Annotated in this window: 11 protein-coding genes; all 11 read left to right on the top strand. The window is 27.8% G+C overall.

Features of this window, described 5'->3' with window-relative positions; genetic code table 11:
* Positions 1 to 152: 152 nt before the first annotated feature.
* The 11 genes from HH195_RS05640 (at position 153) to hemB (ending at position 12,302) form a co-directional block, all read left to right on the top strand.
* Positions 153 to 1,610: an MFS transporter gene (locus HH195_RS05640; RefSeq protein ID WP_196370112.1), complete on the top strand. Its 1,458-nt coding sequence runs from the start codon at positions 153 to 155 to the stop codon at positions 1,608 to 1,610.
* 117 nt (positions 1,611 to 1,727) lie between these two features.
* Positions 1,728 to 3,176, top strand: a complete 1,449-nt coding sequence (locus tag HH195_RS05635) for an MFS transporter (protein WP_243278483.1) — start codon at positions 1,728 to 1,730, stop codon at positions 3,174 to 3,176.
* A 115-nt stretch (positions 3,177 to 3,291) separates the two neighbouring features.
* The gene (locus tag HH195_RS05630; RefSeq protein WP_196370110.1) at positions 3,292 to 4,488 is read left to right on the top strand and encodes a DEAD/DEAH box helicase; all 1,197 of its coding nucleotides are present in this window, start codon (positions 3,292 to 3,294) and stop codon (positions 4,486 to 4,488) included.
* Positions 4,489 to 4,520: 32 nt separating this feature from the next.
* A complete protein-coding gene (gene cynS / locus HH195_RS05625; RefSeq protein WP_196370108.1) occupies positions 4,521 to 4,988 on the top strand; it encodes a cyanase in 468 nt (155 codons plus the stop codon).
* Positions 4,989 to 5,324: 336 nt separating this feature from the next.
* Positions 5,325 to 6,275 (top strand): S1 family peptidase, encoded by a 951-nt coding sequence (locus tag HH195_RS05620; protein ID WP_196370106.1) that lies wholly within the window; start codon positions 5,325 to 5,327, stop codon positions 6,273 to 6,275.
* A gap of 36 nt (positions 6,276 to 6,311) precedes the next feature.
* Complete coding sequence (locus tag HH195_RS05615; protein WP_196370104.1) at positions 6,312 to 7,037, top strand: S1 family peptidase; 726 nt, start codon at positions 6,312 to 6,314, stop codon at positions 7,035 to 7,037.
* Positions 7,038 to 7,143: 106 nt separating this feature from the next.
* Entirely contained in the window at positions 7,144 to 7,467 is a 324-nt protein-coding gene (locus tag HH195_RS05610; protein WP_055256947.1) for a hypothetical protein, read from the top strand.
* Positions 7,468 to 7,712: 245 nt separating this feature from the next.
* The gene (gene hemA / locus HH195_RS05605; protein WP_196370102.1) at positions 7,713 to 8,924 is read left to right on the top strand and encodes a glutamyl-tRNA reductase; all 1,212 of its coding nucleotides are present in this window, start codon (positions 7,713 to 7,715) and stop codon (positions 8,922 to 8,924) included.
* A 15-nt stretch (positions 8,925 to 8,939) separates the two neighbouring features.
* The gene (hemC, locus tag HH195_RS05600) at positions 8,940 to 9,812 is read left to right on the top strand and encodes a hydroxymethylbilane synthase (RefSeq protein WP_196370100.1); all 873 of its coding nucleotides are present in this window, start codon (positions 8,940 to 8,942) and stop codon (positions 9,810 to 9,812) included.
* An 18-nt stretch (positions 9,813 to 9,830) separates the two neighbouring features.
* Entirely contained in the window at positions 9,831 to 11,297 is a 1,467-nt protein-coding gene (gene cobA, locus HH195_RS05595) for a uroporphyrinogen-III C-methyltransferase (RefSeq protein ID WP_196370098.1), read from the top strand.
* A 36-nt stretch (positions 11,298 to 11,333) separates the two neighbouring features.
* On the top strand, positions 11,334 to 12,302 hold the full coding sequence (gene hemB / locus HH195_RS05590; protein WP_196370097.1) for a porphobilinogen synthase: 969 nt from the start codon (positions 11,334 to 11,336) through the stop codon (positions 12,300 to 12,302).
* Positions 12,303 to 12,305: the final 3 nt, after the last annotated feature.

The following is a 12,305-nucleotide window of genomic DNA, read 5'->3' as shown; positions in this document are numbered from 1 at the left end:
TAAATAATTTTTTAGATTGAAGTATAAAAAAGGCAATGGTAATTTATCATTGTCTTTTATTTTTGAAATTTAGTGTTTACGTATAAACACTTTTGATGTACAATATAAATGGTGTTTATATGTAAACATAATAAAATTTAAAGGAGAAAAATATGGGAAGTATATTAAAAAAAAATCAAATGTCTTCTGAGGAAATACATAAAAACAGATGGATAATACTTGCAATAGTTGTTTTATTGCCTCTTATGTCTTCTTTAGATAGCAACATTGTAAATATAGCTCTTCCGACAATTGAAGCAGATTTAAAGATAAATATGGCTTCAGCTGAGTGGGTTGTTAGTGCTTATCTTATAATAATATCAGCTACAATACTATTATTTGGTAGAATAGGAGATATGAAAAGTAAGGGATTAGTATTTATAAATGGTATTATAGTATTTACATTAGGATCGCTTCTTTGTGGAGTATCTATAAATATTTATTTTTTAGTCGCATCTAGAGTAGTACAAGCAATAGGAGCAGGACTTGTGATGTCAACAAATCAAGGAATAATAACTGCGGTTTTTCCCGTAACTGAAAGAGGAAAAGCACTTGGAATAACTGGTTCAGCTGTTGCACTTGGTGCTCTTATAGGACCTGCTCTTGGAGGAATTATAGTAACATATTTAACATGGCATTACATATTTTTAATAAATGTTCCAATAGGGATAGTTGCATATATTTTAGCTAGAAAATTTATACCAGTTAATATGTCAACAAAGAATGAAAAAATGGACGGAAAAGGTGCATCAACATTTTTTATTGCAATAGTATTTATATTTTCAGCTATAATGGTAGGTCAGCAAATAGGATTTAATGATATTTATATAATTTGTGCATTTATAGTTGGATTTATAGCTTTAGTTATATTTATATTTGTTGAGAGAAAAGAAAAAGCACCAATGCTTGATTTGTCGCTTTTTAGAAATTCTACCTTTTCAACAAATTTAATATGTGCATGTATATCTTTTATATCAATAAATACAATAAGTATAATAGAACCATTTTATCTTCAAGATGCATTAGGGTATAGTGCTTTTACATCAGCTATGATTATGATGTCTTATCCTATTGTTATGTTAGTTGTAGCACCTTTAAGTGGTCATATATCAGATAAGATAGGCAATGGAAAGTTAAATACAATTGGAATTTTAATAACAGGCATATCAATTATAATGTTATCTACATTGAATGTAGATTCTAGTATATTAAAAATAGTATTATTTTTATGTGTATTAGGTCTTGCAAATGGACTTTTCCAATCGCCAAATACAAGTGCTATAATGTCATCTGTCCCTAAAAATAAATTAGGAATAGCAGGCGGAACTAATGCACTTATAAGAAATGTTGGACTAGCTATTGGTGTTTCAGTATCAACAACTATTCTTTATGCAGACATGAGTAGACTTGCAGGACACAAAGTTTTAGGATATATACCAGGAAAACCAGATATATTTGTGTCAGCAATGAAAGATGTTTATTTAATGGTATCTGTTCTTTGTTTTATAGCTTTTGTACTTTTTATAATCAATATGATAAGGACAAAGGCAAAGAAAAAAGTTTTACTTTAATATAAAAAATTTAAATACAAGTATAAAAAAAAGATAATGATAAATAATATATCATTATCTTTTTTAGTTTTATTTTGATAAATGGGATTATATTAATAAGTAAAAAGGAGAAAGTATATGTTTAAAAGAAAACAAATGTCTTCTGAAGAAATACATAAAAACAGATGGATAATACTTGCAATAGTTGTTTTACTACCTTTTATGGCGTCCTTAGATAGTAATATTGTAAATATAGCTCTTCCAACAATTGAAACAGAATTAAGGATAAATATGGCTTCTGCGGAGTGGATTGTTAGCATCTACCTTATAATAATATCAGCAACCATATTGTTGTTTGGTAGAATAGGAGATATGAAGAGTAAGACTTTAGTATTTATAAATGGAATTTTAGTGTTTACAATAGGATCATTTCTTTGTGGGATATCAGGGAATATTTATCTATTAGTTGCCTCAAGGGTAGTTCAAGCAATAGGTGCAGCACTTGTAATGTCAACAAATCAAGGGATAATAACAGCTATTTTTTCTGCTGAAGAAAGAGGAAAAGCACTTGGAGTAACGGGAGCTGCTGTTGCACTTGGTGCTCTTATAGGTCCAGGGCTTGGAGGAATTATAATAACATATTTAACATGGCATTATATATTTTTGATAAATGTTCCGATAGGAGTAGTTGCATATATTTTAGCTAGAAAATATATACCAGTTGAAGTATTAAAAACTACTGAGAAAATAGATGGAAAAGGTGTTCTAACTTTTTTTATTTCGATAGTTTTTATATTTTCAGCGATGATGATAGGACAACAAATAGGATTTTCTGATATATACATAGTATGTGGATTTATAATTGGATTTTTTGCTTTTGCAGTATTTGTTTATATTGAAAAAAAAGCAAAATCACCAATGCTTGATTTATCTCTTTTTAAAAATTTAACTTTTACAATAAACTTAATAGGGGCATGTATATCATTTATAGCAATAAATACGGTTAGTATAATAGAGCCTTTTTATCTTCAAGATGCTTTGGGGTTTAGTGCTTTTTATACATCTATAATTATGATGTCTTCACCAATTATAATGCTTATAGTGGCGCCATTGAGTGGTCATTTATCAGATAAAATAGGAAATGAAATATTAAATATATTAGGAATTTTTATAATTGGAATAGCGCTGATACTATTATCCACATTAAATATTGAATCTAGTGTAGTAAGTATAGTATTATTTTTATCTACATTAGGTTTTGCAAATGGTTTATTTAAATCTCCAAATACAAATGCTATAATGTCATCTGTCCCTAAAAATAAATTAGGAATAGCAGGCGGAACAAATGCGCTTATAAGAAATGTAGGTCTTGCAATTGGTGTTTCGGTATCCACAACATTTCTTTATAAATATATGAGTAAGCTTGCAGGATATAAGGTTTTAGGTTTTATACCTGGAAAGCCACATATATTTATATTTGCAATGAGGGATGTTTATTTAATGGTATCTATACTTTGTTTTATAGCTTTTATACTTTTTATAATAAATATGATAAAAGTAAAGATAACAAGAAAAAAGGAGTTATAAATATAAAAGTTTTAATAATAGCTTATTTAGGGTATAATAAAATAAAAAAAGCTTATCATATTTTTCTATGGTAAGCTTTTAAATATTTAAATGAAATTTATTTAAGGAGAATTATATGACAACATTTAAAAGTTTAGGTCTTAGAGAAGATATAGTAAATTCATTAAAAAATTTAGAAATAGACAAACCAACTGAAATACAGGAAAAAGCAATTCCTATCGTATTAAATGAAAAAAATTTAATAGCTCAATCTGAAACTGGGACAGGAAAGACTTTAGCTTATATTTTGCCAATAATAGAAAAGATAGATGACACTAAAAAAGACATGCAATGTATAGTTGTGGCGCCCACATACGAACTTGCTATTCAAATAAATAATACTTTAAATGATTTAAAGAGAGGTATGAATAGAAAAATAACATCCTTAAGTCTAGTTGGAAGTGGAAATATTTCAAGACAAATTGAAAAACTTAAAGGAAAACCTCATATATTAGTAGGATCTAGTGGAAGAATATTGGAACTTATAAAAAAAAGAAAGATTTCAGCTCACACAATAAATTTTATAGTCATGGATGAAGGAGATAAACTTTTAGATTTTAATTATATAGAGGAAGTAAATGCTATAATAAAACCGTGTAAAAGAGATGTTCAAAAGCTTCTATTTTCAGCTACTCTAACGGAAAAAACTTTAGAAGTTGGAAAAAAAATTTTAAAAGATTGTGAAGTTTTAAGTATTAGAGGAAAAAATCAAGTAAATGAAAATATAATTCATGGATATTTTTTAGTTGAAGAAAGAGATAAAGTAGATTACTTAAGAAGAATAATTCATGCCACAAAAGCAGAAAAATTAATAGCATTTATAAATAATAATTATGATATAAATATAATGTTAGAAAAGTTAAGGTATCATAAGATAAAAGTAGAGTCATTACACGGAAATAATAAAAATAGACAAAGACAAGAGGCTTTGGAAAAATTTAGAAAAGGAGAAGTGCAAGTTTTAATAGCGTCAGATGTAGCTTCTAGAGGACTTGATATAAAAGGAGTCAGTCATATAGTAAATTTAGATATACCAAGAGATTATAAAGATTATCTTCATAGAGTAGGTAGAGTTGGGAGATGTGGAAATAAGGGAATAGCGTATTCTTTAGCAAACTATAAAGAAGAAAAGACTGTTTTATCATATGAAAAAAAATTAAAGATAAAAATTCCTAGGCTATATATATATGATGGACAAATATCAGATGTTAAGGTTGTGAAGCCCAAATTTAAGAAAAAAACTACTAAATTAAAGGTTAAAAGAAAAAACTAATTAAAAAATGATTGGATTTGAGGAGATTCATTATGAGAAATGAAGATTATTTAAACAGATATTCAAAAGAAGAGGAGTTAAAAGTTATAGAAAATGCTAGAAAGAAAAAGGGATTAACTTATGAGGAACTTGCAAGGAGAATAAATGTGAATAAGGTATGGCTTGCTAGTGCTTTTAAAGGTCAACAATGGGTTCCGGAGGAATACATTAAGCTATTAGAAAAAGAATTAGAATTAAATACAGAGATTTTTAATGTTCTTAGGGAACATCCATATAAGGCAGATACTGATCCTATTCTTTATAGATTGCATGAGGCATTAGATACATATGGACCTGCAATAAAAGAAATAATTCATGAGAAATCAGGGAATGCTATAATGAGTGCTATTGATTTTGGAATAGATGTTGAAATAGAAAAAGACTCTAAGGGAGATAGAGTTATTATAACAATGAATGGAAAATTATTACCATATAGTAAACAAGGAAAATATCCTTGGTAAAATAAAAAGGCTGTCTAGGAATTAGGCAGTCTTTTTGTGTGCTTAAATTACAATTTATCAGTAAAAAGCATAAAAATTATGTAAATTATTATTTTTTCTTTAAAACTTTTCTAGCAAATACTGCAAGAGATATTATAACTGCTATAGAAAAGCAAAAAGCAAATATAACTAGTATTTTAACTGCTAAAGGCATAAAAAGCACCTCCTAAAATAAACAATAATAAAATTTTACTCTAATTAAATAAACTTTTCAATAATTTAGATATTTATAATTTAATGGAATAAAATATGAAAATTTATAATATATATTTTACATAATATTTTAGGAGGGAATTTATGGAGAATAAAGTGGGTAAGAAGGCTAATTTAACTATAATATTTTTAGCGATATTAATTTTTTCAGTAACTATTTATTGTGCAAAGACAATAAATGAAGAAAATATAATAATATTATTAAGTTTGATATGTGTTGCTACATGGGTTTGTATAGGACTTAATTTTAGAAAAGGCAATATAAAATCTCGTGAAGTGTTAGGACGAGATATTAAAGAAAATTATATCATGGAGGGCACTTTGAAAAATGAAGACAATGTACTACAATCTATTTTTCAAGAGGATGAGTGTAGAGTCACTATGCTTAAGAAAGCTATGGAAGCTACTGTAATGCTACTTGATAAAGAAAATAGTATATTAGGTACTGCGGTGTTTATAAATAATGAAGGAAATCTTTTAGCAAATGGATATAAATTAAATAAAGATGGTAATTTAGTTCAATTTGAATGTGGAGATAGGTTATATTGTAAGTTTTATAATTCAGATAAAACAATAGAGGGGATAGTAGAAAAAGTTTTCAAAGATAAAGAAGGAAATTTATTTTCAATGATTTCTATAAGTTTAAATGATTATACAAAGTATTTATCCCTTGGTGATTCAAATGATTTAGGGATTGGAAATAAAGTATATGCAGTATGCCCTTTTGAAGAAAACAGAAATATAAATGTAGTGGAAGGGATAGTAGCTCAAATAAATCAAGAATATAAAATTGATTCTAATAATATATTTAAAAGCAACAATTGTATTTTATATAATGGTATATCAACTAAAGCATCACTTGGGGGTCCTCTTTTAAATGTGAGAGGAGAGATTGTTGGATTATTGCTTGGAAAATGCGAAGATTATGAGAGGTTAAGCTTTGCAATTTCAATAAATAATATAAAGGATATTATTAATAATGAAACTTCTGCTAGTGTTATAGATGAAGTTGCATTAGATAAAAGCATTGTATAAAGAGTTAATAATTAAGTTTTTAAAGGGGATAGATATATGGTAGATAAGAAAGAAAAATATATAAGTGATTTAACTAAAAAGCTTATAAATCAAGGCGTTCAAGTAATGGATGGAGTGTCTGGGAAAATGGGTAAAAGAGGATCTGGAGTTATAGTTGATAATGACGGACATATATTTACAACTTATGAGTTAGTAGGAGAATTAGAGAATTTAAGTCCTATAGTTACGTTAAATACAGGAGAAGAAATAATAGGGAAGGTAGTATATAAAAATAAAAATAATAATTTAGCAATAATAAAAATTAATAGAATTTTTGATGAAAGTTTAGTTGCAAATTTTGGAAATGAAAATGAAGCTTTCATAGGTAGTCACGTTATTGTAGTCAGACAAATATATAAAAAGGATGAAAACATAATAACTTTAGGCAATATTATAAATAGTATGAGGCAATATAAAACTTTAGATATACGTTATAATGCGAAAGTAAATGGTTATATAGAAGAAGAAAGCAAAACAGTTACTCCAAAAGGATTAATAGAAATTTTAGCAGAAACAGATAAGTATGCTTGTGGTGCAGGGGTTTTTGATGTAAAAGGAAATCTTATAGGTATGATTTCAAAACAATTAATAGATAAATGTACTAATAAGGAGTCAAATGTTATGTCTTTAGCAACTCCAGTTAGTATAATGAAAGAAATTTTTTCAGATTATAAAATTGAAAATTTGATGATAAACAATATGAGTATAAATGAGTATTTATAAACTTATTTTTCCTTTTGTAACTAAAAGGACATAAAAAAGTGATATAATATATCATATAAAGTAGATTATTATATGATTAATATAGAGTTAAGGTAGGGAGAAGGTTATGGAAGGAAAAATTTTTGAGTTAAAGTGCGGAACTATTGTAAATATAACTAGTAATAAAATAATAATAGAGAGAAAAAGTGCTAAAAGTAAGTTTAAAGGAATATATGCAAGTGAAGGCAAAGAGCAGGTAATGATAAAGTTATCAGCAATATCTAATATAATATTTGATGTTGATTTTTTGATACTTTGCGGTCTAGGTCTTCCGGTTCCTAGTGATTTTAGAGATTATAATAAACCTGATATAAAACAATATCCAAATTGTATTGTTGGAACATATGATGAATTAAAGCCAATTTATGATTATTTATTAAGCTTAACTTAAAAGCAAAAGAGACAAAATGATTATTTTGTCTCTTTTGCTTTTAAGAATTAAAGGAAGGTATACTATGGAATATAAATATAGAAGAACATCAAAAGAATAACCAAAATAACAATTATATGATATAATTATTAATAATTATTTCTTATTAATAATGTATATTAAATTTAGAGAATACTAAAGAAATGAAAGAGTTCTTATTTTATGATATAATATTCTTTATGTATTAAAGGATTAGGGGGTATAATGTGATATTACTTTTAGGAATTAAAAAAAACACGAGTTTAGATGTAAGAGCAGAATTTGCAATAGCACCTAGTAGACAAAAGATATTAGTAAAGAGATTAAAAGAAGATTTTAAAGAAGCTGTAATACTATCCACTTGCAATAGAACAGAGATATATATAAATGCAGATGATTCTTTAGAAGATAATTATATAGTACATAAAATATTTGAAGATTTGCAATGGGATTATAAAAAGTTATCACCTTTTGTATTTTTATTAAAACAAGATAATGCAGTATATCATCTTATGGAAGTTGTATGTGGTTTTCATTCAAGAATTTTAGGTGAAGATCAAATCTTAGGGCAAATAAAAGATAGCTATATATTAGCTAAAGAAGAAGGGGTTTTAGGTTACGAACTTCAAAAACTTTTTGAAGAAGCTTTATCATGTGGTAAAAAGTTTAGAACTGAATGTAAGATATTTGAAGTTCCAGTATCATCAGTTTCAATATCTATAACTAAAGCTCTTAGTATTAATGCAAAAAAGTTTATGGTATTAGGCTATGGTGAAATGGGAAAGCTTGCAGCTAAGTATATTTTAGGGCATAATATCGATAAGCTATATATAGTTGTAAGAAATAAGGATGTTGTTAATGATATAGAAGATGATAGATTATCTGTTATATCATTTGCGGAAAAAAATAAATTTTTAAATCAAGTTGATGCAGTTATAAGTTGCACTGCTGCAACACATACATTAATAAATAAAGAGGATATAGATGTAGAGGGAGATAGTATATGTATTTTTGACCTTGCTGTTCCGCGTGATGTAGATTCAAAGGTTTCTCAAATAGATAGGGTTAGGCTTTATGATTTAGATTACATAAGCTCTATAGATGATAGAAATAAAGCAGTTAGAAAAGAAAGAATGGAGAGTTACAGATATATAATAGATGAAAAAATAGGGGAATATAATGTTTGGCTAAATACTAGAAAACTAGGCCCTATAATAAAAATGCTTAAAATGTCTGGAGATGAAACTTATCTACAAAGAGCTAAAACTTTCGCAAATAAGAGCAAGGGTAAAGAAGATTTAAAGCTTGCTAAAACTCTTATAAAAAGCGCATCTCATACATATATAAATAAAGCCATAGATGTATTAAAGGAAGAATCTTTAAAGGGAAGGCAAAAGGAATGTTTAGATATAATAAGCAAAATATTTTTACAAGATTAAGAGAGAGGGATACATATGAGTATAGTAATTGCAACTAGAAAAAGTAAGTTAGCACAAGTGCAAACTGAAATAGTTATGAAAATTTTAAATGATAAGTTAAATTTAGATAGTGAAAAATTATTAATAGTTACAGAAGGAGACAAGAGGCTTGATGTAGCTTTGGATAAAATAGGGGGTAAAGGTCTTTTTGTAAAAGATATAGAACGTGCACTTTTAGAAGGTAGAGCACACTGTGCAGTTCATAGCATGAAAGATGTGCCATATCAATTAGAAGACAGTTTTTCTTTGATTTCTATGCCAGATAGAGATGATATAAGAGATGTTTTTGTATCTTCAAATGGGGTTCATTTTGCTGAACTAAGAAAGGGTGCCAAAATAGGAACAAGTAGTATAAGACGAGAAGCTCAAATAAAACTTCTAAGACCTGATTTAGAAATTGTCCCAATAAGAGGGAATGTTCAAACTAGACTTAAAAAGATGAAAGAAGAAGGAATGGATGGAATAATATTAGCAGCTGCAGGTCTTAAAAGGATGAATATGGAAAATATAATAACTGATTATTTTGATCCTAAAATGCTAATACCAGCTATTGGTCAAGGTGCAATTGGAATAGAAGTAGCTAAAACGTGTAAATATAATGAATATTTTAAGGAATTAGATAATAAACAAGTAAGAATTACTGTAGATGCTGAGAGAAGCTTTATGAAAGCTTTAAATGGAGATTGTCATAGTTTTATAGGGTGTTATACTAAAATAGAAGGATTAGACCTTTATATGATGGGAACTTTTATGGTAAATAATAAAATAATAAAAAAAGATATTTTAGGAAATAAAGAAGATAATATTTTACTTGGAGAAAAATTAGCTAAAAAAATATTAAGTGTGTAAATTTAAGAGGTGAAAAATATGGATAATAAAGTTTATATAATAGGAACAGGCCCAGGGGATGAAGAACTTTTAACATTAAAGGCAGTAAAGGCATTAAAAAAATGTACAGCTGTTTTGTATGATAGATTAGTTAGTAATAATGTTTTAAATTATTTAAGTGATGATTGCGAAATATATTATTGTGGAAAAGAACCAGGATGTCATTACAAAACTCAAGAAGAAATAAATTCTATGATAGTGTCATTAGCAAAAAAAGGTCATACTGTAGGTAGAATTAAAGGAGGCGACCCGTATGTATTTGGTCGTGGAGGAGAAGAAGTTCTAGCGTGTGTAGATGAAAATATTAAATTTGAAGTTGTGCCTGGTGTAACATCACCTATATCAGTTTTAAATTATGCAGGAATTCCTATAACTCAAAGAGCTATGGCTCAAGATTTTCATATAGTTACAGGAATGTCAGCTGGTACTTCTAAAATGAATTGGGAGGCTTTATCTAAAGAAAATGGAACGTTAGTATTTATGATGGGGCTTAATAATTTAGAACTTATTGTAAAAAATCTGATTCAAAATGGAAAAGACATAAGTACTCCATGTGCTGTTGTTATGCGTGGAACGTCTTCAAAACAGAAAAAAGTTATAGGGACTTTAGAAAATATAAAAATAATGGTAGAAGAAGCTAAGCTTAAATCTCCTTGTATTATAGTAATTGGAGAAGTTGTAACATTAAATGAAAAATTAGCTTGGTATGAGCATACTCCTTTATTTGGAAAAAATATTTGTGTCACAAGATCAAGAAATCAATCATCTAATTTAAAATCAAAATTAAGAGATTTAGGAGCTGAGGTTACAGAAATAAACTCTATAAAGATAGTAAAAACACCTAAAAACTTAGATAATTATTTAGAAAAAATAAGTTTTTATGATTATATAGTTTTGACATCAGTAAATGCTGTTGAAACATTTTTTGATTATATAGTTGATAAACAAATAGATGTAAGAAGTATAAAAGCAAAATTTGCTGTTATAGGAAAAGAAACTAAAAAATCTCTTATGAGACGTGGAATAATACCATTTGCAATGGCTAGAGAATTTTATGGAGAAAGTTTATTTGAAGCTTTAAAACCGCATTTAAATAAAGGAGACAAAGTATTAATGCCTTGTTCGTCATTAAGTAGAGATTATTTAAATGAGGAAATTTCAAAAGTTGGAGCAATAGTTGATAGAGTTCATATATATGACAACGTATGTGGAGAGGCTAAAAATCCCAAGGCTTTTGATGAAGTTGATGTAGTTTTGTATACAAGTCCAAGTACGTTTAATAATATGGTTGATATAGTTGGGTTAGATAAAATAAAAGAAAAGATAAACATAGCTATAGGACCTCAAACATTTAAAGCATTAAAGCAAAAAGAAGTTGATGGATTTATGTGCAAAGTTCATACAGAAGATGGGCTTTTAAAAGAAATACAAGATATATTAAGATAAATTTTTTAAAATAATTTCAATGCAAAGGAGATAAAAATGTTTAAAAGAGGTAGAAGATTAAGAATAAATAATGAAATTAGAGATTTAGTTAGAGAAAATACTTTATCTGCTAGTGATTTTATATATCCTTTATTTGTAGTTGAAGGAGAAAATATAAAAAATGAGATATCATCTCTTCCAGGAAACTATCATGTATCCATTGATAGATTAGATGAAGTGGTAAAAGAAATTTTAGAGGCTAAAGTAAAAGGAGTAATACTTTTTGGTATACCAGCACACAAGGATGCTTGTGGAACAGAAGCTTCAACAGAAGATGGAATAGTTCAAAAAGCTGTTAGAAAAATTAGAGAGCTAACAGATAAATTATTAGTTATAACAGATGTTTGTATGTGTGAATATACAGATCATGGACATTGTGGAATATTAAATGATAAAGATGTAGATAATGATAAAACATTAAAGCGTTTAGGAGAAATAGCATTATCACACGCAAAGGCAGGGGCACATGTTGTGGCTCCATCTGATATGATGGATGGAAGAGTTGAATATATTAGAGAAGTATTAGATAAAAATGGCTTCGAATATGTTTCTATAATGGGATATTCAGCTAAGTATTGTTCAGCTTTTTATGGGCCATTTAGAGAAGCGGCTGATTCAACTCCAAGTTTTGGAGATAGAAGAACATATCAAATGGATCCTGCAAACACTAGAGAGGCTTTAAAAGAAGTTCAATGGGATGTAGAAGAAGGGGTTGATATGGTTATTGTGAAACCAGCACTTTCTTATTTAGATATAATGCACCAAGTGAGAAGTAATTTTAATGTACCAGTTGTAGCATATAGTGTAAGTGGAGAATTTGCTATGGTGAAGGCTGCAGCTAAAATGGGATGGATAGATGAAAAGAAAATAGCGTTAGAAATGTTGTTATCTATGAAGAGAGCTGGAGCAGATATGATAATAACATATTATGCTTTAGAGGCTTCTAAGTGGCTAAAAGAAAATTAAAAT

This window comes from Candidatus Sarcina troglodytae (assembly GCF_015708635.1).
Taxonomy (GTDB): domain Bacteria; phylum Bacillota; class Clostridia; order Clostridiales; family Clostridiaceae; genus Sarcina; species Sarcina ventriculi.
Note: the sequence above shows the minus strand (reverse complement) of the source record. Positions and strands in the feature narration are given on the sequence as shown.